20 protein-coding genes are annotated in these 26,086 nt (G+C 66.7%); 19 read left to right on the top strand and 1 reads right to left on the bottom strand.

The window, feature by feature from the left end; all coding sequences use genetic code 11:
* Positions 1-88 precede the first annotated feature (88 nt).
* The 10 genes from BM002_RS18095 (at position 89) to pbpC (ending at position 15,113) form a co-directional block, all read left to right on the top strand.
* Positions 89-1,366: an ABC transporter substrate-binding protein gene (locus BM002_RS18095; protein WP_092784789.1), complete on the top strand. Its 1,278-nt coding sequence runs from the start codon at positions 89-91 to the stop codon at positions 1,364-1,366.
* Between the two features lie 66 nt (positions 1,367-1,432).
* Positions 1,433-2,317: a carbohydrate ABC transporter permease gene (locus tag BM002_RS18090; RefSeq protein ID WP_092784786.1), complete on the top strand. Its 885-nt coding sequence runs from the start codon at positions 1,433-1,435 to the stop codon at positions 2,315-2,317.
* On the top strand, positions 2,314-3,129 hold the full coding sequence (locus BM002_RS18085; RefSeq protein ID WP_092784783.1) for a carbohydrate ABC transporter permease: 816 nt from the start codon (positions 2,314-2,316) through the stop codon (positions 3,127-3,129). Before BM002_RS18090 ends, BM002_RS18085 begins: the two co-directional genes overlap by 4 nt.
* 13 nt (positions 3,130-3,142) lie before the next feature.
* On the top strand, positions 3,143-4,222 hold the full coding sequence (locus tag BM002_RS18080; protein ID WP_092784780.1) for an ABC transporter ATP-binding protein: 1,080 nt from the start codon (positions 3,143-3,145) through the stop codon (positions 4,220-4,222).
* A complete protein-coding gene (locus BM002_RS18075; RefSeq protein WP_092784777.1) occupies positions 4,219-5,346 on the top strand; it encodes a cupin domain-containing protein in 1,128 nt (375 codons plus the stop codon). The genes BM002_RS18080 and BM002_RS18075 overlap by 4 nt, the downstream gene beginning before the upstream one ends.
* Complete coding sequence (locus tag BM002_RS18070; RefSeq protein WP_092784774.1) at positions 5,346-6,140, top strand: HpcH/HpaI aldolase family protein; 795 nt, start codon at positions 5,346-5,348, stop codon at positions 6,138-6,140. Before BM002_RS18075 ends, BM002_RS18070 begins: the two co-directional genes overlap by 1 nt.
* Positions 6,130-6,828 carry an alpha/beta fold hydrolase gene (locus BM002_RS18065; protein ID WP_175484960.1) on the top strand — a complete coding sequence of 233 codons (699 nt, stop codon included), beginning with the start codon at positions 6,130-6,132 and terminating at the stop codon, positions 6,826-6,828. Before BM002_RS18070 ends, BM002_RS18065 begins: the two co-directional genes overlap by 11 nt.
* Entirely contained in the window at positions 6,825-7,529 is a 705-nt protein-coding gene (locus BM002_RS18060) for an RraA family protein (RefSeq protein ID WP_092784768.1), read from the top strand. The genes BM002_RS18065 and BM002_RS18060 overlap by 4 nt, the downstream gene beginning before the upstream one ends.
* A 91-nt stretch (positions 7,530-7,620) precedes the next feature.
* Positions 7,621-13,080 carry an alpha-2-macroglobulin family protein gene (locus BM002_RS18055; protein WP_092784765.1) on the top strand — a complete coding sequence of 1,820 codons (5,460 nt, stop codon included), beginning with the start codon at positions 7,621-7,623 and terminating at the stop codon, positions 13,078-13,080.
* On the top strand, positions 13,080-15,113 hold the full coding sequence (gene pbpC, locus BM002_RS18050; RefSeq protein WP_092784762.1) for a penicillin-binding protein 1C: 2,034 nt from the start codon (positions 13,080-13,082) through the stop codon (positions 15,111-15,113). Before BM002_RS18055 ends, pbpC begins: the two co-directional genes overlap by 1 nt.
* A gap of 8 nt (positions 15,114-15,121) precedes the next feature.
* On the opposite strand, the gene BM002_RS18045 is transcribed toward pbpC, so the two are convergent.
* Positions 15,122-15,994 (bottom strand): MurR/RpiR family transcriptional regulator, encoded by an 873-nt coding sequence (locus tag BM002_RS18045; protein WP_092784759.1) that lies wholly within the window; start codon positions 15,992-15,994, stop codon positions 15,122-15,124.
* A gap of 114 nt (positions 15,995-16,108) precedes the next feature.
* Between BM002_RS18045 and BM002_RS18040 the strand changes: the two genes are divergently transcribed.
* The 9 genes from BM002_RS18040 to BM002_RS18000 all read left to right on the top strand — a co-directional run bounded on the left by BM002_RS18040 (position 16,109) and on the right by BM002_RS18000 (position 26,086).
* Entirely contained in the window at positions 16,109-16,864 is a 756-nt protein-coding gene (locus BM002_RS18040; RefSeq protein WP_092784756.1) for an N-formylglutamate amidohydrolase, read from the top strand.
* Positions 16,852-17,421, top strand: coding sequence for a TRAP transporter small permease subunit (locus BM002_RS18035; RefSeq protein WP_092784753.1), 570 nt, complete (start codon positions 16,852-16,854; stop codon positions 17,419-17,421). Before BM002_RS18040 ends, BM002_RS18035 begins: the two co-directional genes overlap by 13 nt.
* Positions 17,421-18,746: a TRAP transporter large permease gene (locus tag BM002_RS18030; RefSeq protein WP_092784750.1), complete on the top strand. Its 1,326-nt coding sequence runs from the start codon at positions 17,421-17,423 to the stop codon at positions 18,744-18,746. Before BM002_RS18035 ends, BM002_RS18030 begins: the two co-directional genes overlap by 1 nt.
* A 47-nt stretch (positions 18,747-18,793) precedes the next feature.
* Positions 18,794-19,831 (top strand): TRAP transporter substrate-binding protein, encoded by a 1,038-nt coding sequence (locus BM002_RS18025; RefSeq protein WP_092784747.1) that lies wholly within the window; start codon positions 18,794-18,796, stop codon positions 19,829-19,831.
* Positions 19,832-19,903: 72 nt separating this feature from the next.
* Positions 19,904-21,268: a glutamine synthetase family protein gene (locus tag BM002_RS18020; protein WP_092784744.1), complete on the top strand. Its 1,365-nt coding sequence runs from the start codon at positions 19,904-19,906 to the stop codon at positions 21,266-21,268.
* A gap of 2 nt (positions 21,269-21,270) precedes the next feature.
* Positions 21,271-22,638 (top strand): aldehyde dehydrogenase family protein, encoded by a 1,368-nt coding sequence (locus BM002_RS18015; RefSeq protein ID WP_092784741.1) that lies wholly within the window; start codon positions 21,271-21,273, stop codon positions 22,636-22,638.
* A 3-nt stretch (positions 22,639-22,641) separates the two neighbouring features.
* Positions 22,642-23,793 carry an iron-containing alcohol dehydrogenase gene (locus tag BM002_RS18010; RefSeq protein WP_092784738.1) on the top strand — a complete coding sequence of 384 codons (1,152 nt, stop codon included), beginning with the start codon at positions 22,642-22,644 and terminating at the stop codon, positions 23,791-23,793.
* Positions 23,794-23,861: 68 nt separating this feature from the next.
* Positions 23,862-24,923, top strand: coding sequence for an extracellular solute-binding protein (locus tag BM002_RS18005; protein ID WP_092784735.1), 1,062 nt, complete (start codon positions 23,862-23,864; stop codon positions 24,921-24,923).
* 62 nt (positions 24,924-24,985) lie between these two features.
* Positions 24,986-26,086, top strand: coding sequence for an ABC transporter ATP-binding protein (locus BM002_RS18000; RefSeq protein ID WP_092784732.1), 1,101 nt, complete (start codon positions 24,986-24,988; stop codon positions 26,084-26,086).

The raw sequence follows: 26,086 nt of genomic DNA, 5'->3' as shown, positions 1-26,086 counted from the left end.
CTCCAAGACCACGCAAGATTATCAATAATATTATTGACGAAAATTTCCAAAGCAGGGTAGCGTGGGGACAGACGTTTGGGAGGAAGTCATGAAATCACTTACAAGCACGGTCGCCATAACCGCGGCCCTTTTCGGAACTGCGGCGCTCGCCTGGGAGCCGACCGAGGGAAAGCCCTTCGAGGGGCAGACCGTCAACGTGCTGGCCGTCAAATCGAGCCAGTTCGAAGCCCATGAAGCCCGCGTCGCGGCCTTCGAGGAGGCGACGGGCATCGACGTGGTCTATGACTACGTGCCGTTCCCCAACATGAAAGAGGCGCTGACGACCGAGATGGTCGCGGGCGGCGGCGATTACGACGTCGTGTCGATCATGGATCAGTGGGTCGTGTCGTTGCAGAACCTGGTGGAGCCGATCGGGCCCGCAATCGAGGCGCAGGGCACGGACCTCACGGATTTCCCGGCGGCGCACCTGCGCCACGGAATGTTGAACGGTGAGCTGATCGGCCTGCCGGTGCGGGGCCATGTGCAGCTTCTGTTCTATCGGCCCGACCTGCTGGAAGCGGCGGGTGTCGCCCCGCCGAGCACCTGGGAAGAAATGGTGACCGTCGCAAAGGCCGTGCAGGACAGCAGCGATGCCGCCGGCGTGGCGCTGCCCTATGGCAAGCTGAGCGGTCAGAACCTGATGGTCTGGATGAACCTGCTGTGGGGCAATGGCGGCGATCTGTTCGATGCCGACGGCGCGCCGACCTTCAATTCGGAGGCCGGGGTCAAGGCGACCGAGACCTATGTCGGCTATCTGCGCCAGGAAGAGATCGTTCCGCCGGGATCGGCCGTGTTCGTGGAGCAGGATGCCGTCAACAGCTTCAAGCAGGGCAACTCCGCCATGCTGCCGGTCTGGTGGTGGGTCCGCTCGCAGCTGACCGATCCGGAGCAATCGACCCTGACCGAAGATCAGGTCGGCTTTACCGCGCTGCCCGCCGTGGCCGGTGCGGACCGCAGCACCTATACCAACACCTGGATCTTCTCGGTCACCGAAGGGTCGCAGTCCAAAGACGCGGCGGCGGAATTCCTCGGCTGGCTGACCGATCCCGCGCTGGAGCGTGAGGTCCTGCTCGACCCCGAGCTGACCGAGGTTGTGGCGGTGCACATGTCGAACCTGACCGACGCGGACGTGAACGCCCGGTGGGGCGGGATGCATCAGGCGGCGGCGGATGCCCTGGCCACGGCTGAAGGGATCGAGTTCGGTGAAGACTGGCCGCGCATCTCTGAAATCCTGGAGACGGCGATTTCGAGCCTTGCGTCGGGCGAGTCCGACGACATCAAGGCGACGCTCGACACCGCTGCCCAAGAGATCGCGGCGATCCGCTGATCCCAATCGGGGCAAGCCGTTCGCGGCTTGCCCCCCATTTCCCTGTCCCGATTGCGAGGTGTCCCCGTGAAGGACCGCCTGCTGCCCTATTGGCTGCTGATCCCGGCTTTCGTGATCGTGCTGGCCACGACGATCTATCCCCTGGCCTATTCCTTCGTCACGTCGTTCCGCGAATGGGACCTGACGAAACAGCGCCGCCCGGGCGGGTTCGTCGGCGTCGACAACTACCTGCACGCGGCCAGCGAGAGCGGGTTTCAGAATTCGCTGTGGGTCACGACGATCTTCGTGGTCACCAGTGTCGCGCTGACGCTGGTCATCGCGATGTCGCTGGCCCTGTTGTTGCGGCGCAAGGGGCGAATGCACACCTTCACGCGGATCATCCTGATCCTGCCCTTCGCCATGAGCCCCGCGCTGATCGGGGTGAGCTATCGCTTCATGTTCAACCCGGAATTCGGCGTGCTGGCCAAGGGGATCGGCGCGGTATTCCCGTCGCTGGAGGGGACGCCCTGGCTGGCCGATCCGGACTTGGCGATGGCCATTCTGGTGCTGACGGATGTCTGGCACTGGGCGCCCTACATGACGTTCATGTGCCTCGGGGGTCTCGCCTCCATCCCGCGCGAGACCGAGGAGGCGGCGCGGGTGGACGGCGCGTCGAACCTGCGCATCGTCTTCGGCATCATCCTGCCGCAGATGAAAGGTGTCCTGCTGGTGACGGCGGTGCTCAAGACGATCTTCGCGCTCAAGATGTTCGATCAGGTCGTCACCCTGACCGGGGGCGGGCCGGGGGTGTCGACGGAAACGCTGGCCTTCTTCGTCTTCAACGTGGGCTTCAAGTGGTATGACATGGGCTATGCCTCGGCGCTGGCCTGGATCCTGACGGCGATCATGATGGTGATCTCGATCTGGTATGTCCGCATGCTCCTGAGCGAGAGAAAGATGGCAACCGCATGAGACGTCTTTTCGCCTGGTGGGGGGAGCGTGCGCTTCTGGCCCTGGTCTCCGTGATCGTCCTGTTTCCGATCGCCTGGATGTTCCTGACCGCGTTCAAGCGGCCGCGCGACGCCTATTCGCTGTCGCTGGATTTCGAGCCGACGTTGCAGAATTTCGCGACCGTCTTCGCGGACCCCTGGAACCTGGGGGACATGGTCCTGAATTCGGTGATCGTGGCGACGGTGACGGTGCTGATTGCGGTGCCCTGTGCGTCGCTGGCGGCCTATTCGTTCTCGCGGTTCCGGGTGAAGGGGCGCAAGTTCCTGTTCTTCCTGATCCTGTCGACCCAGTTCATCCCGGCGGTCGTCATCGTGCTGCCGTTCTTTTTGATGTTCCGGACCCTGGGCCTGCTGGATACGCGGGTCGCGTTGATCGTGGTCAACCTGGCCATCGTGACGCCCTTCGTCATCTGGATGATCAAGGGCTTCATCGATGCCATCCCGACCGACAGCGAAGAGGCGGCGATGATCGACGGGGCCTCGCGCCTCAGGGTCATCAAGGACATCGTGTTGCCGATGGCGGCGCCCGGGATCCTGACCTCGTCCATCTTCTGCTTCATCCTGACCTGGAACGAATTCCTTTTTGCGCTGATCCTGACGCGACGGGATGCGGTCACCCTGCCGGTCGGCCTGGTCAGTTTCCGAACCGAACGCGGCGACCTTTGGGAATTGATGAGTGCGGCGGGCGTCATGATCACCGTGCCGATCTTCATCATGGCGCTTTTGATCCAGAAACACTTCACGCGCGGCATGACGGCCGGCGCGGTCAAGTAGCAGGAATTATCCCATGGCCGAAATCCGCCTCGTCGACATCGAAAAGAAATACGGCAATTTCCTTGCGGTCCCCAAGCAGAGCCTGACCATCGTGGACGGCGAATTCCTGGTGCTGCTCGGGCCGTCGGGGTGCGGCAAGACCACCACCATGCGGATGATCGCGGGGCTGGAGGACATCACCTCGGGCGATATCCTGATCGGCGGCGACCGGGTGAACGACAAGCCGCCCAAGGACCGCGACATCGCGATGGTGTTTCAGAATTACGGTCTCTATCCGCATATGACGGTGCGCCAGAACATCGAATACCCGCTCAAGCTGCGCGGCATGGCCAAGGCCGACCGGGCGGCGCGGGTGCAGGAGACCGCCGAGAAGGTAGAGCTTGACGCCCTGCTGGACCGGCGCCCGTCGGAGTTGTCGGGCGGTCAGCGGCAGCGCGTGGCACTGGCCCGGGCCATCGTGCGCAAGCCGCGCATCTTCCTGATGGACGAGCCATTGTCGAACCTGGACGCCAAGCTGCGGGTAACCATGCGCGCCGAGCTCAAGCACCTGCATCACGAATTGGGGGTGACCACCGTCTATGTGACCCACGACCAGATGGAGGCGATGACGCTGGCCAGCCGCGTGGCCGTCATGCGCGAGGGGCGGATCGTGCAGCTGGATACGCCCAAGCGCATCTATTCGGAACCCGCCGACCTCTTCGTTGCGGGCTTCATCGGCTCGCCGTCGATGAACCTGATCGAAGGGGCGATCCGGGGCGGGGTCTTTACCGCCCAGGGCGTCAGCCTGCCGGTCACCGTGTCGGATCGCGACGATGTCGTATTGGGTGTGCGTCCCGAAGACCTGGAGATCATCCAACGGGACGAGGCGCCCATCCAGGGGCGGCTCTATGCTCTGGAATTGACGGGGGACAGCACGCTTGTCACCCTGCGCACGGGCAAGGCGTCGGTCTGCGCCCGGGGTCCGGCCGATTTCGAGGCAGAGATCAACGCGCCCTGCCATTTCGCCCCCAAGCCGGGGGTCCGTATTCATCTGTTCGATCGCACGTCCGGCCAGCGGATCGACGGCGACGCAGCACAAGGAACCGCCGCATGACCCCGATCACCCAGGATGTCGCCGCCGCGCGCCACGTCAGACGGGCCGACTATGTCTCGTGCACCGTGGCCTTCATCGACTGCAAGAAACCCGGCTCGCACCTGAAGGAGAACTATTCGATCATCGGGCCGGGGGTGACCTCTTCGGATGAGCAGATCATCAACCTGCCCGAGGCGCATGGCTTCAACATCGGGGCCGCCGCCATGCCCCATGGCATCACCAACAACCTGCACATCCATTTCACCGCCGAGGTCTTCATCGTCCAGCGGGGCGAATGGACCTTCCGGTGGGGGTCGAAGGGCGAGAACGAGGTGACGGGCGGACCCGGCGACATCCTGTCGGTGCCGACCTGGATCTTTCGCGGCTTCACCAACACGGGACCGGATGACGGCTGGCTCTTCACCATTCTGGGCGGGGACAACACTGGCGGCGTGATCTTTCACCCCGACATCATCCGCGAGGCGGCGGATTACGGGCTCTATATCTCGTCCGAGAACCGTCTGGTGGATACGTCGCGGGGCGATCCGGTCCCGCCCGAGGAGGGACGCATTCCGCCCATGCCCGACGCCGATGTCGCCGCCCTGCGCGAGGTGAGCCACGCGGAAATGGCGCGGCGGTTCGTGCAGCGGAAGGACCGCGATTTCCGCCCCGGGTTCATTGACCGCGACCTGCCGGGCGGGGGCGCACAGATCGCGCCGGTGATCGGCTTCGGCATCACGCAGAACCGCGAACACGCGGCCCCCATCACCAATCCGCACGGCTTTTCGGCGGAATGGCTGCGGCTGGAGCCGGGGCAGGCGGTCGGGCCCTTTGCGCTCGACGAGAAGATGGTGCTGATGGTGCACGAGGGGCGCGTGCGGCTGGACTATGTCGATGGCGGCAATGCGTCGGTCGAGGTGGATGCCTGGGACACCTATTCGGTGCCCGGCGGGCCGATGCGCACGTTGACGGCGCTTGGCGATACCCCGGTCGAAATCCTGGTGACCGTGTCGGGCGACCACCGCAAGCGCCCGACCTTCGCCCCCGAGGTGATCGAGGCCGCGCGGGCAGCGGGCCTGGGTCTCGACGCGGGCGGGTTCGTGGCCAAGGCGTCGCTGCTGCCAAGTTATCGGCGGGGCGGGTGATGCGACCCAATAGCATCCGCACCCGCCTTGCCGCCGGAGAGGTGGTGGTCAACGGCTGGCTCTCCATCGGGTCGGGCTATTCCGCCGAAGGGGTCGGGCATAGCGGCGTCCATGCGGTGACGGTCGACCTGCAACACGGGATGCTGGACACCGCACAGGCGATCGGGATGTTGCAGGCGATTTCCGCGACCCCCGCCACGCCGCTGGTGCGGGTGCCGTCGAACGATGCGGCGCAGATCATGCACCTGCTGGATGCGGGCGCCTATGGCGTGATCTGTCCGATGATCTCCACCCCCGAGGACGCGGCGGGTCTGGTCGCCGCCTGCCGCTATCCGCCGTCGGGCAAGCGCAGTTTCGGGCCGTCGCGCGGGTTGCTCTATGGTGGGGCGGATTATGTGGCGCAGGCCAATGCCACGGTCATGGCGATCCCGATGATCGAGACGGCAGAGGGCGTGGACCGGATCGAGGAGATCCTGGAGGTCGAGGGGATCGACATGATCTATCTGGGCCCAAATGACATGGCCTTCGCGCTCGACGGCGGTGTCGGCCATCCCCGCCCGAAATCCGAGGCCGCGCTGGCCCATGTGCGCGCCGCCGCGACCCGGCGCGGGGTGCCCGTGGGCATCTTCTGCACTTCGGGTGAAGAGGCGCGCGACCGTGTGGCCCAGGGCTTTCGTCTGGTCACGCCGGGCAACGATTTCGCCCATCTGACGCGCAGCCTGCGCGAGGCGGTGCGGGTGACCCTGGAAGTGCCCGACGGCGTGGCGGCACATGCCTCGGGCCATGGATACTGAGCCGATCCAGGACGCGCATTGGGTGTTGGTGCCCGGGACGCTCTGCACGGGGGCTGTGTTCGACGGGATGCTCGACCATCTGGGGGTGCCCCGTGCCCGACGCCATGTCGTGCGGTTGAGGGCGCCCGGGGTCGACGACTATGCGGATGTGCTGAGCAAGGTTCCCGGCGACAGCGTGATCTGCGGGTTTTCCCTTGGCGCGATTGTCGCGGCCCATCTGGCCGACCGCCTGTCTGCCGCGCGCCTCATCCTCTTTGCGGTCACGCCGCATCCCGACGACCCGGCCCGGGCCGGGGACCGGCACGCCTTCGCCCGCACGGTCGCGGCCTCGGGCGGGGCAGCGGCCCTGGCCCCGGGGCTGTCGGGCCTGGCGGGTCCGGATCCGGAGGCGGCGCGGCGGATCATCCTCGACATGGCCGAGGTTGCCGCCGGGGATATCGCCGCGCAGACGGAGCTTGCAATGGGGCGACCGGGGGCCGCGCGGGCCCTGTCGGCCTGTGGCCTGCCCCTCTGGGTCCTGACCGGCTCGGATGACCGCCAGACGCCACCGAAGGTGGGGCGAGAGGCCGCCGGATATGCCCCGAAGGGGGCCTTTCGACTGTTGGACGGTCTGGGGCACTATGCCCTCCTGGAAGACCCCGAAGCCTGTGCTGCGGCCCTTCTGGACCTTGAGGGGACGGCCCGATGACGGACCATTCCGACTTGATCGCGCGGCTGCGCCGCTTCGACACGCCCACGATCTGCAACGCCATCGAAATGGCCCAAGGGAAGCGCGGCTTTGCCGGCTTCACCCGCCGCACGATGGTCTGGGCCGGCCCGCCCGAGGCCCGCGTCGTCGGCTTTGCCCGGACGGCAAGGATCGCGGGTCGCACCCCGCCCGAGGAAACCCCCGCAACCCTGCGCGCGCGCCGGATGGCCTATTTCGAGGCCATGGCGACCGGCCCCCGGCCCGGTGTCGCCGTGATCGAGGACATGGACGGGGAGGGGGCCTTGGGCGCGTGGTGGGGCGAGTTGCACGCCCGGGTGCATGGCACGGTCTTCGGGCTGGAGGGGGCGGTCACCAATGGCGTCGTGCGCGATCTGGGCGACCTGCCGGAAAGCTTCCCCATCCTCGCCGGGTCCATCGGGCCGAGCCATGGTTTCGTCCATGTCCGCGAGATCGGGACGCCGGTCACCATCCACGGTTTGCAGGTCGGCGATGGCGATCTGATCCACTCGGATCGGCACGGCGCAGTGGTGGTCCCGCCAGAGGTGTTGCCGCGTCTGGAGGCGGCCATCGACAGGCTGCTGGCGGCCGAGGGCATCGTCCTGGGCCCCCTTCAGGAGGGGCCCGTCAGCCTCGAAGACTTCCGCAAGCTTTGGGCCGCGTTCGAGGCCGCGCGGGTCTGACCCCGGGCGCAGCGGTCCCTTGCCATGGGCGCGGTCGGCGTGACAGGCTGGACCCGTCCGGGCCTGACCGGACCACCCGGGGGGAATTGCGATGCGTCGTCTCACTGCCATATGGATGCTCTGTCTGATCGGCCTTGCGCCCGCAGCCCTGGCGCAGGAGGCCATCCCCGAGCGGCGCCTGATCATCACCGACAACGTCGATCTGCCCGGCGCGGACCTGGGCTCGTATTTCGACACCACCTATGAATTCTGCCGGAACACCTGTCTTGGCGACGCGCAATGCACGGCGTTTACCTTCAACAAACGGTCGAACGCCTGTTTCCCGAAATCGCAGGTGGGCACGGCCGAGGAGTTCATCGGCGCGGTGTCGGGCGAGATCGTGGAGCGCAACGCCGCCGATCTGGCCCTGGCGCGGACGCGCGCGGGGGAGTTGTCGTTTCTGGATGCCGAGGAAATCGCCGCCGCCCGGGCCGAGGCGCTGGCTCTGGCCGACCGCCATCCCATCGGCACTGTGTCCGCCTCCGAGTTGGCCGCGCTGGCGCGGTCGGCGCTGGCCAATCGCAACCTGTCGGCTGCGCTCGGCTATGCCGGGCAAGCGCTTGCCATATCGGATACGTCGGAGCTTTGGGCGCTCTATTCCCGGGCGTCGCTGGCCGCGGGCAAGACGGACCGGAACGACCGGTTTACCCTTCGCCGCAGGGCGATTCCCGCGGCAATCAACGGCTATCTGCGGGCCGACACGGATGCCTTGCGGGCCGATGCTCTGGTGGCCTTGGCCGACGCGCTGGAGACGGCGGATCGGGGGCGCGACATGATCCCGGTGCTGCGTCTGGCCGCTGATCTGACGGCAAGCGAACGGATCGCGGCGCGTCTGGACGATGCCATCGGCAAATTCGGCTTCCGCATTTCGGGGACCCAGGTGGAAAGCGACAGCGCGGAGCCGCGCATCTGCGTCGATTTCAACGAAGAGCTGGTTCAGGCCGGCGTCGACTACGCCCCCTTCGTGCAGATCGAGGCCCCCGGCCTTGCGGTCGAGGCATCGGATGCGCGCCTCTGTCTGGACGGGGTGGAACATGGCCAGCGCTATGACGTCACCTTCCGCGAAGGGCTTCCGGCGGCCAGTGGCGAGACGCTGGCCAAATCAGTGACGCAGACGTTGTACGTGCGCGACCGCACCAGTCAGGTGCGCTTTCCCGGGCGGGGCTATGTCCTGCCGTCGGGCGGGCCGGTGGCGATCCCGGTGGTTGGCGTGAACGCCGAGGCGGCGGATCTGGTGCTGCGCCGGATCTCCGACCGCAGCGTGATCCGCGCGATCCAGCAGGACATGTTCGGGCGTCCGATTTCCGACTATCAGCAGCAGGAGTTTGCGACCGAGATTTCGCAGGAGGTCTGGCGCGGCACCGCCGAGCTGGCGCGCGAATTGAACCGCGATGTCACCACGCGTCTGCCCATCGGTGAGGCGGCGGGTGGCCTGCCCCCCGGCATCTATGCCTTGCAGGCCAGCATCACCGACGATGACCCCGATCGCAATCCGCCCGCGACGCAGTGGTTCGTGGTCAGCGATCTGGGCCTGACCACGCTGGAAGGGGTCGACGGGTTGAACGTCTTCGTCCGCTCGCTGGCCACGGCCGGGGCAACGGAGAGCGTGCGCCTGACGCTGGTGTCGCGGGCCAATGCGGTCCTGGGCGAGGCGGTGACCGATGCGGAGGGGGTGGCGCGCTTCCCCGCCGCGTTGACCCGTGGAACGGCGGGATCGGCGCCGGCCATGCTGGTCGCGGAAACCGGGGCCGAGGATGCGCCGGACGACATGGCCTTCCTGCCCCTGACCGACCCGGAGTTCGACCTGTCCGACCGGGGTGTCGAGGGGCGCGAACCTGCGGGGCCGGTGGACATCTTCGCGGCGACCGACCGGGGCGCCTACCGCGCGGGCGATACCATCGTGGCGACAGCGCTGGTGCGCGACGATGGCGCGACCGCGTTGCCGGAGGTGCCGCTGACCCTGATCCTGTCGCGCCCGGACGGCGTGGAATGGAGCCGCACGGTCAGTACCGAGGGCCGCGCGGGGGGCCATGTCTTCCGCCTGCGCCTGACCGATACCGCGCCGCGCGGAACTTGGCGGCTGGCCTATCACATCGATCCCGACGTGCCGCCGCTGGCCACGTCGGAGGTTCTGGTCGAGGATTTCCTGCCCGAGCGGATCGACGCGGAGCTGACCCTGCCGGAGGGGCCGCTGAGGCTTGACGCGCGTCCGCCGCTGACGGTGGCGGCGCGCTATCTGTTCGGGGCCCCCGCCGCCGATCTGCCGGTCGAGGCGGATGTGCGGGTCAGCGTGGTGCGGAGCCTTGCCGATTTCCCGGGCTACAGCTTCGGACGATATGACGACCCGGCGGATATCCGGTCGCGGTCGCTGGACGGTGTGACGACGGATGCGGCCGGAATGGCGACGCTGTCGGTCGCCTTCCCCGAGATGGAGCTGCGCAACGCACCGCTCGAGGCCGTCTTTACGGTGCTTGTGTCCGAAGGGTCGGGCCGCCCGATCGAGCGGCAGGTGACCCGGGCGCTGGAACCGGAGGGGCCGCTGATCGGGATCGCGCCGGAGTTTGACGACGTGGTGCCCGAGGGGGCAGAAGCCGGCTTCCGCCTGATCGCGACGGGCGACGAAAACCTGCCCGTCCGCTGGACGATCAACCGGGTCGAGACGCGGTATCAGTGGTATTCCATCGGCGGGCGCTGGAACTGGGATCCGATCACCAGCCGCAGCCGGATCGCCACCGGCGAGGCGACGCTGACCGGGGCGCCCGCGCGGGTGGCGGCCCCGGTCGATTGGGGTCAGTACGAGATTGTGGTCGAACGTCTGGGCGGCGGCGCTCCGGTCTCGTCTTCGGTGTCATTCTATGCCGGATGGTATGTCTCGGCGGCGGCGGCGGACACGCCTGACACGCTGGACGTGTCGCTGGACCAGGCGGCCTATCTGCCCGGCGACACCGCGCGGCTGCGGATCGTGCCACGCTATGCGGGCACGGCGCTGGTGACGGTGGTGTCGAACCGCCTGATCGACATGAAGGCGGTCGAGGTGTCGGCGGGCGAGACGGTGATCGACATGCCGGTGACCGAAGACTGGGGGGCCGGCGCCTATGTCACCGCCACGGTCCTGCGACCCGGGCAAGATGCGGGCGCGGGCGCCGTGCCGGAACCGGCCCGCGCGCTTGGCCTGGCCTATGCTTCGGTCGATCCGGGGTCACGACGCCTGAGTGCCCGGTTCCAGGGCGGGGACGAGGTCGCGCCGCGCGGCCCGCTGGAAGTAGCACTGGCCGTTGACGGGATCGCGGCAGGCGAGACGGCCTATGCCACCATCGCCGCTGTCGACCTGGGCATCCTGAATCTGACCGGGTTCGCGAGCCCGGACCCGTCGGGATATTACTTTGGCCAGCGCAAACTGGGCGTGGGCATCCGCGACCTGTACGGACGCCTGATCGACGGCAATTCCGGCGAAATGGGACGGATGCGTTCGGGCGGCGACGCCGAGGCGGGCATGTCGCGCCAATCGCCTCCCCCCACGCAGGAGCTGGTCGCCTATGCCACCGGCCCGGTCGAGGTGGGGGCCGACGGCGTGGCGCGCGCGACGTTCAAGCTCCCGTCGTTCAACGGAACGGTGCGGTTGATGGCTGTCGTCTGGTCCGCGACCGGCGTGGGGCAGGCCGAGCGGGATATCCTGGTGCGCGACCCGGTCGTTGTGACGGCGACGCTGCCCCGGTTCCTGGCACCCGGCGACACGTCGCGGATGCTGCTCGAAGTGGTCCATGCCACCGGGCCGACCGGAGCGGCATCGCTTTCGGTCAGCGGGGCAGGGGTTGCGGGGGGCACCTTGCCCCCGTCCTTCGATCTGACCGAAGGCGGCAAGCAGGTGTTCTCTGTTCCCGTCATGGCGGGCGAGGTCGGGGATTATGCCGTCGATGTGGTTCTGACCACGCCGGGGGGTGTGCGTCTGGCGCAGCAACTGACTCTGCCGGTGCGCCTGAACGATCCGCAGGTGCATCGGACCAGCCGGTTCGATCTGGCGGCGGGGGCGAATTTCACCTTCGACGCGAATGTCTTCGACGGCTTCCGCGCGGGCACCGGACGGGCGACCCTGACGGCGGGGGCCATGGCGCAGTTCAACACCCCGGGCCTGCTGGAGGCATTGGACCGCTATCCCTATGGCTGCACCGAGCAACTGACCAGCCGCGCGCTGCCGCTTCTGTATCTGTCGGATGTGGCCGGGGCCATGGGCATTGGCACCCGGGCGGGTATCGACGCGCGTCTGGCCGATGCGGTGACCAAGGTCCTGGCCAATCAGTCGTCCGAGGGAGGCTTTGGCCTTTGGGGTCCGTCCTCGGGGGATTTCTGGCTTGATGCCTATGTCACCGATTTCCTGTCGCGCGCCCGCGCGGCGGGGGTGGCGGTGCCGGACATCGCCTTCCGCCAGGCGCTCGACAACCTGCGCAACCGGGTCAATTCCGCGCCCGACTTCGGCGGCGGCGACAATGGCGGCGGCGAAGAGATCGCCTATGCGCTCTATGTGCTGGCGCGCGAGGGGGCGGCGAATGTGGCCGACCTGCGCTATTACGCCGATACCAAGGCCGCTGATTTCGGCACACCCCTGGCGCTGGCGCAGCTTGGCGCGGCGCTTGCCTCTTACGGGGATCCGCTGCGGGCGGATGCGATGTTCAGCCGGGCGGGGCGGGAGTTGGGGCGGTCGCAGGACCGGGCCGGTGTCTGGCGCGCCGACTACGGCACCCATCTGCGCGACAGTGCCGCGGTTCTGACCCTGGCGGTCGAAGCGGGCAGCAACGCTCTGGACCGTGACGCGCTGACCCGGACGATTGCGCCCCTGACCGGCAACGACCGACGCTCCACCCAAGAGGCGGTCTGGACCCTGCTTGCGGCCAATGCCCTGCTGACGGATGCGCCGGGCGGCGGGCTGACGGTCGATGGCCGCACCCCCGATGGCCTGCTGGTTCGGGTGCTGGATGCGGATACCACCGCGGCCCCGGTCGTCGTCGGCAACGCCACGGCGCGGCCCGCGACCCTGACCGTGACGACCTTCGGCGTTCCCGATGTGCCCGAACCGGCGGGGGGCGAGGGGTATTCGATCACCCGGCGGTATTACACGCTCGAGGGGGAACCGGCCGATCCCGGGTCCGTGGCGACGGGCACGCGCCTTGTTACCGTGCTGGAGGTGCGCCCGGTCACGCGGACCGAAGCGCGGCTGATGGTGGATGACCCGCTGCCCGCCGGGTTCGAGATCGACAACCCGAACCTGATGCGGTCGGGGGATGTGGATGCGCTCGACTGGCTGGACACCGTGGAAAATGTGACCAATGCGGAGTTCCGCAGCGACCGCTTTCTGGCGCAGGTCGACTGGCGGTCGGACGAGGCGTTCCGATTGGCCTATATCGTGCGCGCGGTGTCGCCCGGGCGGTACCACCACCCGGCGGCATCGGTCGAGGATATGTACCGCCCCCGGTTCCGTGCCCATACCGCGACGGGCCGGATCGAGGTGACGGAGTGATGCGCCGCCGGGGCCCGCTTCTGGCCCTGGCTCTGATGGTGGCCATCGGGGCGGGGTGGCGCGCCTTCGACGATTGGGTGGACCGGACGGCGGTGCCGCCCCTGACGGTCGCCACGTCGGCGGAGGTGCTGGACCGGGAGGGCGCGCTGCTCCGGGCCTATACCGTGGCCGACGGGCGTTGGCGCATGGCGGTCGGGGCGGGGGAGGTTGATCTGCTCTATGTGGCGATGCTGATCGCCTGGGAGGATCGCCGGTTTCGCGACCACGCCGGGGTCGATCCGCGCGCCGTGGTGCGGGCCGCCGTGCAGGGCGTTCGTCACGGGACGGTCGTATCGGGGGCGTCCACCCTGACGATGCAGGTCGCCCGCCTGATCGAGGACGGTCCGACCGGAAGCTGGTACGGCAAGCTGCGACAGGCGCGGCTGGCTTTGGCGCTGGAGCGGCTTCTGACCAAGGACGAGGTGCTGGCGATGTATCTGGCCCGCGCGCCGTTCGGGGGAAACCTTGAGGGGGTGCGCGCCGCGTCGCTGGCCTATTTCGGCAAGGAGCCTGCGCGGCTGACCCCGGCGCAGGCGGCGCTTCTGGTCGCGCTGCCGCAATCGCCCGAGACGCGGCGGCCCGACCGCGCGCCCGATGTGGCCCGCGCGGCGCGCGACCGGGTGCTGTGGCGGATGGCCGACCTGGGCCTGATCGACGGCGAAGCGCGGGATGCGGCCCTGGCCGAAGCCGTGCCCGCGCGGCGGCGCGATTTCCCGGCCCGGGCCCCGCATCTGGCCGACCGTCTGAGTGCGGGGGGCCGCGTCGCGACGACGCTGGACGGCGCGTTGCAGGCGCGGCTGGAACGGCTGGCGACCGAGGCGGTGGCGGGGCAGGGACGACGGCTTGGTATCGCCATCCTGGTCGCCGACCATCACAGCGGCGAGATCCTGGCCAGCGTCGGGTCGGCGGACTACGACAACGACGCGCGGGCCGGTTTCGTCGACATGACGCAGGCGCTCCGCTCGCCGGGGTCGACGTTGAAACCGCTGGTCTATGCGCTGGCCTTCGATCTTGGAATGGCGCATCCCGAAACCCTGATCGACGACGTGCCGACGACCTTCGGCACATGGGTTCCGCAGAATTTCGACGGCACGTTCCAGGGCACGATGCGCGCCCGCGCGGCCCTGCAACTGTCGCGCAATATTCCGGCGGTCAAGCTGGCCGAGGGGGTGGGGCCCGCGCGCGTGATGTCGGCCATCCGCCGGTCGGGGGCGCGGGCAGAGCTGCCGGGCGGGCCACCCGGGCTGGCCGTGACGCTTGGCGGTGTGGGCATGAACCTCGAGGGTCTGGTGCAGCTTTACGCGACGCTGGCGCGCGGGGGCGGGCGTGTCACGCTGAGCGCGTTGCCGGGGCAGGGCGGGCCGGAGGCAGGGCGCATCACCGGGGCTGCCGCCGCCTGGCAGGTGGGCGATGTGCTGGCCGATCTGGTGCCGCCGTCGGGGGCGGAGCCGGGCGATGTGGCCTGGAAGACGGGCACATCCTATGGGCACCGCGACGCCTGGGCCATCGGGTGGGACGGGGCCCATGTGGTCGGCGTCTGGATGGGTCGGCCCGACGGGACGCCGGTGCCGGGCGCATTCGGCGGCGATCTGGCCGCGCCGGTGATGTTCCGCGCCTTCGCCCGCATCGCGCGGGATCGCGTGCCCCTGCCGCCCGCACCGCCCGAGACGCTGACCGTGACGAACGCAGAGCTTCCGGCGCCGTTGCAGCGCTTCTCGGTCCGGGGGGCGGGCCTGCTGGCGGATGCGGATGCGCCGGCCATCGCCTTTCCGCCCGACGGTGCGGTGGTGGTGACCGGGGGTCAGCCCCTGGCCGCCCAGGTTCGGGACGGGCGGCCGCCGTTCACCTGGCTGGCCGACGGGCGACCCGTGGCCGTGAACGAGAGCGGGCGCGCAACGCTGGTCGATGTGGCGCGCAACGGGTTCGTCACGCTGACGGTGATCGACGCGGCGGGCCGGTCGGCGCGGACACAGGTGCGGGTCGACGGCGGCTGACGCGTGCGTCAGGTGAATTTGCGGAAGAGCTTGGTCTGGTCGAACATGTCTTCCAGTTCCTCGATCCGGGCCTTGGTCTGGGACCAGTTCAGGGTCTGGACCGCCGAAATCATCGTCTCGAGCAACAGCATGATCGTCGTCGCGCTGTCCCAGGCCGAGGGCACGACGATCCGGTTGCTCAGGCATACGGTGGCCAGTTGATGCACCGGGGATCGCCATTGATCGGTCATCAGGATGATCCGCGCGCCCCGGGCATGGGCCAGTTCGGCCAGCTTCAGGGTGTTGTTCTCGTAGCGCCGGACGTCGAAGATGACGAAGACATCGCCCTCTTTCGCGTTCAGCAGGTAGTGCGGCCAGGTATTCGATGTGGATTGCACATGGGTCACGTCGGGGCGGATGACCTGCATGTGCAGGAAAAGATATTCGGCCAGCGTATGCGTGATGCGCCCGCCGACGATATAGAGGTGATGCGCCTCGTCCGCGATGAGGGCGCAAGCCTGGTCGAAGGAGGCGGGGTCGATCTGCCCCAGGGTGAGCCGGATGTTGTCGATCACGGCCTCGGTGAAGCGGTTGAGGATATGGCCCGAGGGCGCGGCTTCGGCCCAGGTGTCGTGCTTGGCGATCGGGGTCTTGCCGCGCGCCTTGAGCTCCTCGCGCAGGCCGGCCTGGAACTCGGGGTAGCCCTTGTAGCCGAGCTTCTGCACCATGCGCGCGACCGTGGGCACCGACACCTCTGCATCCCTGGCCAGCATGGCGAGGGGGCCGAGACCCGAGGCCGGGTAGTTTTCCAGAACCGACAAGGCCAGCTGACGCTCGGCACGGGTCAGATCGTCGAGCATCTGGTGAATGCGATCCGATATGGTTTGTGCGGTCTCGGTCATCGGCGCCTCAATTTTATTCACAGATATAACAGCGCGGATCGACGTGTTATATTTCTTTCACAATTGTGTTGACATCTCGGGGTCTTGGCAACCACCCTAACACCGGGGGTTGCCATGGTCTTGTCGGATGATGATGCGGTCAATGTTCGGGTGTCGCGCGGCGAAGCCGGGTCGGCGATCGTTCTGGTCTGCGAACATGCCAGCGCCCACATCCCGGCGGCGTTGAACGATCTGGGGGCCACGCCCGAAGCCTTGCGCAGTCACGTGGCCTGGGATCCGGGGGCGATGGCGGTGGCCGAACACCTGTCGCAGGCCCTGGATGCGGTGCTGGTCTCGGCGACGGTGTCGCGGCTGGTTTACGACTGCAACCGCCCGCCGACCGCGCCCGACGCGATGCCCGCGCGCAGCGAGGCTTACGAGTTGCCCGGTAACCGCGACCTGAGCGACGCGGCGCGGCAGGCGCGGGTCGCGCGCTATTACACGCCCTTCCGCGACCGGCTGGCCGCCGAGGTGGCGCGAAGGAGCGAGGCCATCGTCATCACCGTGCACAGCTTCACGCCCGTCTTTCACGGCGTCGTCCGGGACGTGGAAATCGGCATCCTGCACGACAGCGACAGCCGCCTGGCCGATGCGATGTTGCAGGTGGCGGGTGGCCACGACGTGCGGCGCAACGTGCCCTATGGCCCCGAGGACGGGGTGACGCATACACTCAGGGAACATGCGATCCGGCATGGCCACCTGAACGTGATGATCGAGGTGCGCAATGACCTGATCGCCGATGCCGCGTCGCAGGCCGCGATGGCGCAGACGCTGACCGGGTGGATCAGCCGGGCGCTGGAGTCCCTGGGGGTCGCGGCATGCAGGGCGTGATGCGCGGTTATATCCGTGGCGTCGATGCGGTGAACTACCGTCTGGGCCGGGTCGCGATGTACGGGATTTTCGTTCTCATGGGCGTGCTTCTGTGGTCGTCGGTCAGCAAGACGTTCTTCCTGCCCACGCTCTGGACGCTGGAAATGGCGCAATTCGTGATGGTCGGCTATTACATCCTCGGCGGGCCCTATTCGCTGCAACTGGGGTCGAACGTGCGGATGGACCTGCTCTATGGCGGTTGGTCGGTTCGGCGCAAAGCCTGGTTCGACGCGGTCACCGTGCTGTTCCTGATCTTCTATCTCTGCGTGCTGCTTTACGGCGCCATCGGCTCCACGGCCTATTCGCTCGGCTATTGGCAGGATGCGCCGGTGTCCTTCCTGGCCGGTGTCGTCATCGGCACCGAGGAGGTCGGCACGCTGGAGCGGTCGTCGTCGGCCTGGCGTCCCTACATGTGGCCGATCAAGGTGGTGATGATCGTGGGCTTCGCGCTGATGCTGCTGCAATGCGTGTCGGAGCTGTTCAAGGACATCCTGCGCCTGCGTGGGGCCGACATCTGATGCCCTATGAGATGATCGCCACGCTCATGTTCTCGACCATGATGCTGATGCTGCTGACCGGGCAGCGGGTATTCGGGGCCATCGGTTTTGTCGCCGTGGTGGCGGCATTGCTGCTGTGGGGGGATCGGGGCGGCCACGATATCGGATTTGCGGCCGCGATGAAGCTGATGAAATGGTATCCGTTGCTGACGCTGCCGATGTTCATCTTCATGGGCTACGTCCTGAGCGAGTCGCGGATCGCAGACGATCTCTACAAGATGTTCCACGTCTGGATGGGGGGCCTGCGCGGCGGGCTGGCCATCGGGACGATCGGGTTGATGGTGCTGATTTCCGCGATGAACGGGCTGAGTGTCGCGGGCATGGCCATCGGGGCGACCATCGCGCTGCCCGAACTTCTCAAACGCGGATACGACAAGCGCATGGTGACGGGGGTGATCCAGGCGGGGTCATCCCTGGGCATCCTGGTGCCGCCTTCGGTGGTGCTGGTGCTTTATGCGATGATCGCGCGGCAACCGGTGGGGCAGCTGTGGCTGGCGGGCGTGGTTCCGGGGCTGATGATGGCGGGGATGTTCATCCTCTATATCGTTGTCCGCTGCTGGAAGAACCCGGCCCTTGGCCCGGCGCTGGACAAGGCGGAGCGCGACCTGCCGCTGGCGGAAAAGCTGCGCCTGCTGCGCGCCGGTCTGCTGCCGCTGGTGATCTTTGCGGTGATGATGGTGCCCTTCGTCAATGGCTGGACGTCGCTTGTCGAAAGCTCGGCCATCGGGGCGATCACGGCGTTCATGGCGGCGGTTCTCAAGGGGCGGATGACGCGGGAGGTGTTCGAGAATTCGGTTCGCAATACCCTGGGCATCACCTGCATGTTCATGTGGATCATCCTGGCCGCCCTGGCCTTCGGCGCGGTGTTCGATGGTCTGGGGGCGGTCAAGGCCATCGAGAACCTGTTCACCGAACAGCTTGGCCTGAACCCCTGGGTGATCCTGATCCTGATGCAGCTGAGCTTCATCCTGATGGGGACATTCCTCGATGACACCGCCATGCTGGTCATCGTCGCGCCGCTTTATGTGCCGCTGGTCGGCGCGCTCGGCTTCGATCTGATATGGTATGGGATCCTCTACACGATCACCTGCCAGATCGCCTACATGACGCCGCCCTTCGGCTATAACCTCTTCCTGATGCGGGCGATGGCCCCTCCCGAGATCAGTATTCAGGACATCTATCGATCCATCGGGCCCTTCGTGCTGGTGATGGTCGGGGCGCTCATCCTCGTGATGGTCTTCCCCGGGCTGGCGCTGTGGCTGCCGACGTATGTTTACGGAAACTAAACCCAAGAACTCCGCCAACGGAGCTGAAACCAGACAAGGAGAGTCTCATGACGACAAGACGTAATTTCATTCGGAATGCGGGCCTTGCCGGGGCCGCCACACTGGCGGCGCCATCCATTGCCCGCGCGCAGGAAGCGATCAAATGGCGCTTCCAGACCTATGCGGGGGCGGCCCTGGGTGAGCATGTGACCAAGCCGGTCATCGACTACATCAACACCGCCGCCAACGGCGAGCTGGAGGTCGAGCTGTTCTATGCAGACCAGATCGTCCCCACGGGCGAGCTGTTCCAAGCGCTTCAGCGCGGAACCATCGACGGGGTGCATTCGGACGACGACTCCATGGCTTCGCCCACGCCGCTTCAGCAGTTCGGCGGCTATTTTCCCTTCGCGACCAAGCACATTCTGGATGTGCCGGTGCTCTTCAACCAATACGGCCTGAAGGAAATCTGGGACGAGGAATATGCCAAGGTCGGGGTCAAATGGCTGTCGGCGGCGGGGCAGGACCCGTGCAACTTCAACACCACCAAGGAGATCACGAGCGTCGCCGACCTCGACGGCCTGCGGCTCTATACCTTCCCGACGGCGGGGCGGTTCTTGGCGAAGTTCGGCGTCGTGCCGGTCAACATCCCCTACGAGGACGCCGAAGTCGCCGTCCAGACCGGCGAATTGGACGGCATGGCCTGGTCCGGCATCACCGAGGATTACACCGTCGGTTGGGCCAATGTGACGGACTACTTCCTGACCAACAACATCTCGGGGGCCTGGATCGGGTCGTGGTTCGTGAACGAGCAACGGTGGGCCGACCTGCCCGAGCATCTGAAGGCCATCGTCATGGCCGCGACCGAGGCCGGGCACACCTATCGCAACCAGTGGTATTGGGGCGGCGAAGCGGCCCTGCGCGCCAATGGCGACAAGCTGGCGCTGCGCTCGGTTCCCGCGAACGAATGGGCCGAGGTCGAGAACGCCGCCAAGGAGTTCTGGGAAGAAGTGGCCCAGGAAGGCGAAGTGCACCAGAAGATCGTCAACATCTTCAAGGAGTACAACAGCGTCATCAACCAGGCCGGCGCCCCTTACAATTTCGAATAGGGCGGCGCAGACAGATCACACCATCCCGCAGGCCTCTGCGGGGTGGGTCCAACACGGGGAAGGGGAGGCGACATGGCTGGCAATCTCACGTTCGAGGCGCTCAAGACCGCGGTGGCGGACCGGTCCATCGATACGGTTCTGGTCTGTTTTCCGGACATGCAGGGGCGGTTGCTCGGCAAGCGGTTCCATGGCGTCAATTTCGTGGAAACGTCGTTCAGGGAAACCCATTGCTGCAACTACCTGCTGGCCACCGACCTGGAGATGTCGACGCCGCCGGGCTATGCCGCGACCAGTTGGGAAAAGGGGTATGGCGACTATGTCATGGCCCCTGACCTGACCACGATCCGGCGTCTGCCCTGGCTCGAGGGGACGGCGATGGTGCTGTGCGATATCCTCGATCACCACACCCACGAACCGGTGCCCCATTCGCCGCGTCAGATCCTGAAACGGCAGATCGCGCGCCTGGCCGAGCTTGGCTTCGACGCGATGATGGCGACCGAGCTGGAGTTCTTCCTGTTCGAGAAGACCGTGGACGAGATCCGCAAGGGCGGCTTCCGCGACCTGTCGCCGGTCAGCGGCTACAACGAGGATTACCACATCCTCCAGACCACCAAGGAAGAGGGTGTGATGCGCCCGATCCGCAATCACCTGTTTGCTGCGGGCCTGCCCATCGAGAACACCAAGGGCGAGGCCGAGACCGGGCAGGAAGAACTTAACATCCGCTATGCCCCGGCGCTCGATTGCGCCGACCATCACACGATCGCCAAGAACGCGATCAAGGAAATCGCCTGGCAGAAGGGTCACGCCGCGACGTTCCTGCCCAAGTGGCACCACAGCAAGGTGGGCAGCTCGTCCCATGTGCACCAGTCGCTCTGGAAAGACGGAGAGCCGGCGTTCCATGACCCGGATGACGACCTGGGCATGTCGGACGTGATGCGGCACTACATGGCGGGGCTCATCGCCTATTCGCCGGATTACACCTTCTTCCTTGCGCCTTACGTGAACAGCTACAAACGCTTCGCCAAGGGTACCTTCGCGCCGACCAAGACGGTCTGGTCCGTCGACAACCGGACCGCAGGATTCCGCCTTTGCGGCGATGGCACCAAGGGCGTTCGCGTCGAATGCCGGATCGGCGGCTCCGACCTGAACCCCTATCTGGCGCAGGCCGCGATGCTGGCCGCCGGGATCAAGGGCATCGAGGACAGTATGGAACTGGCCCCGCCGACGCGCGGCGACGTTTATCAGGACGCCAAGGCGCAGGACATTCCCCGAACCCTGCGGGCCGCGACCGAGGCGCTGCGCGGCTCGACGTTTCTGCGGGCGGCCATGGGCGACGATGTGGTCGACCACTACACCCGCTGCGCCGAATGGGAACAGGAAGAATTCGACCGTGTCGTGACCGATTGGGAAATCGCACGTGGCTTTGAAAGGGCTTGAAGATGATCCGCTGCATATCTCCGATTGACGGGTCCGTTTACGCGGAACGACCCACCCTGTCGGCCGAGGCGGCGCGTGACGCCGTCGCGCGCGCCAGAGCTGCGCAGGTCGATTGGGCCGCGCGGACGCTGGAAGACCGGATCGCGCTGGTGCTGGCCGGGGTCGCAAACGTGGGCGCGATGAACGACGAGATCGTGCCCGAACTGGCCCACCAGATGGGCCGCCCCGTCCGCTTTGGCGGCGAATTCGGCGGCTTCAACCAGCGGTCCAACTACATGGCAGAGATCGCCAAGGACGCCCTGGCCGACATCGTGGTCGAGGACAGCGACGCCTTCCGCCGTGTCATCAAGCGCGTGCCGCATGGCGTGGTTCTGGTGGTCGCACCCTGGAACTATCCCTTCATGACGGCAATCAACACCATCGCGCCGGCCCTGATGGCGGGCAATGCCGTGGTCCTGAAACACGCCAGCCAGACGCCTTTGGTGGGCGAGCGGATGGCCCGGGCATTCCATGCGGCGGGCGTCCCCAAAGATGTGTTCCAGAATGTCTTCCTCGACCACCAGACGACCTCTGACCTGATCGCGGCCCGGTCCTTCGGTTTTGTGAATTTCACCGGCTCGGTCGGGGGCGGTCAGGCGATGGAACAGGCGGCGGCCGGCACCTTCACGGGCATCGGGCTGGAACTTGGCGGCAAGGATCCGGGCTATGTCTGCGACGATGCCGATCTGGATGCGGCGGCCGAGACGCTGATGGACGGGGCGATGTACAACGCGGGCCAGTGCTGCTGCGGGATCGAGCGGATCTATGTCGCCGCGCAGCATTTCGACGCCTTTCTGGAAAAGGCGGTGGCGATTGTCCGGGGCCTGAAACTGGGCAATCCGCTGGACCCCGAGACGACCCTTGGGCCGATGGCGCATGTGCGTTTCGCCCAGGAGGTGCGCGACCAGATCGCCGAGGCCATCGCCGACGGCGCCACGGCCCATATCGCGACCTTTCCCGAGGATGATGGCGGCGCCTACCTCACGCCGCAGATTCTGACCGACGTGACCCACGACATGCGGGTCATGCGCGACGAGAGCTTCGGCCCGGTCGTGGGCATCATGCCGGTCAAGGACGACGCCGAGGCGATCCGCCTGATGAACGACTGCAAGTACGGCCTGACCGCGTCGATCTGGACCCGTGATGCCGCCCGGGCCGAGGCGATTGCCGACCAGATCGAGACGGGCACCGTGTTCATGAACCGCGCCGATTACCTCGACCCTGCGCTCTGCTGGACCGGCTGCAAGGACACCGGGCGCGGCGGCGGCCTGTCGGTGATCGGCTTCCACAACCTGACCCGTCCCAAATCCTATCACCTGAAGAAAGCCTGAGACATGACGCTGACCGCCAATTGGTCTTACCCGACGTCCATCCGGTTCGGCGCGGGACGCATTTCCGAAATCGCCGACGCCTGCCGCGTGGCGGGCATCGCGAAACCCCTGCTGGTCACCGACCGGGGCCTTGCGGGGATGGAGATCACCACCCGGACGCTGGACCTGCTGGAGGCGGCGGGTCTGGGTCGGGCCATCTTTGCCGATGTGGACCCGAACCCGAACGAGAAGAACGCCGCCGCCGGGGTCGCCGCCTACAAGGGCGGCGGGCATGACGGGGTGGTGGCCTTCGGCGGCGGATCGGGCCTCGACCTGGGCAAGCTGGTCGCGTTCCTCGCCGGGCAGACGCGCCCGCTGTGGGATTTCGAGGATATCGGCGACTGGTGGACCCGCGCCGACGCCGATGCCATCGCGCCCATCGTCGCCGTCCCGACCACGGCGGGCACCGGATCGGAAGTGGGCCGCGCGTCGGTCATCACCAATTCGGAGACGGAAGAAAAGAAGATCATCTTCCATCCGAAGTTCCTGCCCACGGTGGTGATCTGCGACCCCGAGCTGACGGTGGGCATGCCGGGTTTCATCACGGCGGGCACGGGCCTCGATGCCTTTGCCCATTGCGTCGAGGCCTATTGTTCGCCGCATTACCACCCGATGTCGCAGGGTATCGCGCTCGAGGGCATGCGGCTGGTCAAGGAATACCTGCCGCGCGCCTATGCCGACGGCACGGATATCGAGGCGCGGGCGCAGATGATGTCGGCGGCGGCCATGGGGGCGACGGCCTTCCAGAAGGGGCTTGGCGCCATCCATGCCCTGTCGCATCCGATCGGCGCGATGTACCATACCCACCACGGCACGACGAACGCGGTCTGCATGCCCGCCGTGCTGCAATTCAACCGCCCGGCCATCGCGGCCCGGATGGGACAGGCGGCGGACTATCTGGGGATCGCGGGCGGGTTCGACGGGTTTTGCGCCTATGTCGATGAGTTGAACGCGTCGCTCGGCATCCCCGCCACGCTGACCGCGCTTGGGGTTACCGACCCCGATATCGACCGCATCGTGGCGGGTGCGCTGCGCGACCCTAGCACAGGCGGAAACCCCGTCGAGATGACGGCGGAGAATACCCGCGCCCTGCTGCTGGCCTGTCTTGGGGGCTGACGCATCACCGTTACAAACATCCGGTCTTTGACCGGCACGACGAGAGTTCACACAGAGGGAGAAGAACCATGAAGATTTCATTCGTATCGACCATGGCCGTCATCGCGGCCCTGACCGCACAAGGCGCACAGGCGGAAACGCTGCGTCTGCTGACCTGGGGCGGCTATGCCCCCGATGACGTGATCGCCCTGTTCGAGGCTGAGACCGGCCACACCGTCGAGGTCACCACCTCCAACAACGAGGAAATGATCGCCAAGCTGCGCGCCACCAACGGCGGCGGCTTCGACCTGGCCCAACCTAGCCAGGACCGGATCAGCAGCGCGCAGGAAGAGTTCGGCATCTACAAACCCATCGACATGTCGAAGGTGAATGCCGACCTTTTCATCCCCTCGATGTTGGGGGCGACGGCGGCCAACACCACCTATGACGGTCAGGTATACGGCCTGCCCCATGTCTGGGGCACCAGTGGCTTGGTTGTGAACACCGCGATGGCGGGCGATGTGACCGATTATATCGACCTCTGCGACGCTTCGGTGGCGGGCAAGGTGTCCTACCGCCTCAAGCGGCCGACGTTGATCGGCTTCGCCTTTTCCATGGGGCTGGACCCCTTCGCCGCTTACGGCGACACGGCGGCCTATCAGGGCATCCTCGATCAGGTCGAGGCCAAGCTGACCGAGTGCAAGCCGAACGTGAAGACCTATTGGGACGGCGGCGACGAGATCCAGAACCTGCTGCGGTCGGGCGAAGTCGTGGCCGCGATGGCCTGGGACACCGGCGGCTGGCAGCTGAACGCGGACAACCCCGACATCACCTTCGTCGCCCCCGAGGCCGGCGCCCTGGGCTGGATCGATACCTTCGTCCTGCCCGCACGCGGTCGAGCCGATGATGCGGCCTATGACTGGATCAACTTCGTGATGCGCCCCGAGATCGCGGCGATGATCACCAATTCGGCCGGCAATTTCACCGCGTCCGTCGGTGGTGACGAAGGGGTCAGCGCCGATCTGAAAGCCCGCTATCAGGGCAGCTTCGACCAGGCGGCCATCGACAATATCAAGTGGTATCCGCCGGTTCCCGCAGGATTGGAAGCGATGGAAGGCGCGACGCTCGATCGCGTCAACGCCGCCAACTGAGGCCATCGAACCAAAGCAAAGGGCACCGCAAGGTGCCCTTTCCGACCCCGAGAGGCCGCATATTGACCGACCCCCATCCCGATCTGGAATGCCGTGACCTGACCAAGGATTACGACGCCTTCCGCGCCGTCGATCAGGTCAGCTTCGACGTGCCGCAGGGGTCGTTCTTTTCGATCCTCGGGCCCTCGGGCTGTGGCAAGACGACGTTGCTGCGCATGATCGCGGGGTTTCAGTCGCCATCGGGCGGGGACCTTCGGATCAAGGGCAAGTCGATGATCGGCGTGCCACCGAACAAGCGCCCCGTGTCGATGGTGTTTCAACATCTGGCCCTGTTTCCGACCATGAACATCGGCGACAACGTGGGCTTCGGCCTGCGGCAACGCCGGGTGCCCAGGGCCGAAATTCGCGCCCGGGTCGAAAGCGTTCTGGAGCGTGTCGGCCTGCCCGGTGTGTCCGCGCGCCGGGTCGATCAGCTGTCCGGCGGCCAGAAGCAGCGGGTGGCGATCGCGCGCTGCATGGTGCTGGAGCCCGATGTCCTGCTGCTGGACGAGCCGCTCGGCGCGCTCGACCTCAAGCTGCGCGAGCACATGAAGGTGGAGCTGAAGTCGCTTCAGGCGGCCTTCAACACGACCTTCGTCTATATCACCCACGACCAATCCGAGGCCCTGGTGATGAGCGACAACATCGCCGTCATGAACAAGGGCCGCTTCGAACAGATCGGCAGCCCCCATGACGTCTATCACGCGCCGACCACCGCGTTTGTCGCGGGCTTCGTCGGTGACGCGAACCGCATCGATGCCAGGGTTGCGCGCGTCGATGGCCGCACCCTGACCCTGACCGCCGAAGCGGGCGGCGACATCCATGTGGAGGCCGCCGACACGGGACTGCGCGTCGGAGAGAAAGCCCAGGTGTTCCTGCGCCCCGAGGCCATCGCCCTGGCCACCACGGGCGAGGGGCAGGGACCCAACCGGCAGCGAGCGCAGGTCGACTCGGTCCTCTTCAACGGGGCCAACAGCAGTGTCACCGTCCGCGCCGACGACGGCAGCGTCTTCAAGGTCGCCCTGCCGCAGACCGGCGAATTCGCGGCGCTGCGCCGCGGTGACACGGTGTTTACCCAGTGGGATCCGCGGCAGGCCCGCTGCTATGCGTCGACGGGCGGGTGA

This window comes from Jannaschia pohangensis (assembly GCF_900113875.1).
In the GTDB taxonomy this organism is placed as follows: Bacteria; Pseudomonadota; Alphaproteobacteria; order Rhodobacterales; family Rhodobacteraceae; genus Jannaschia; species Jannaschia pohangensis.
The sequence above is the reverse complement of the archived record's forward strand: the minus strand, read 5'-3'. Positions and strand labels throughout refer to the sequence as shown.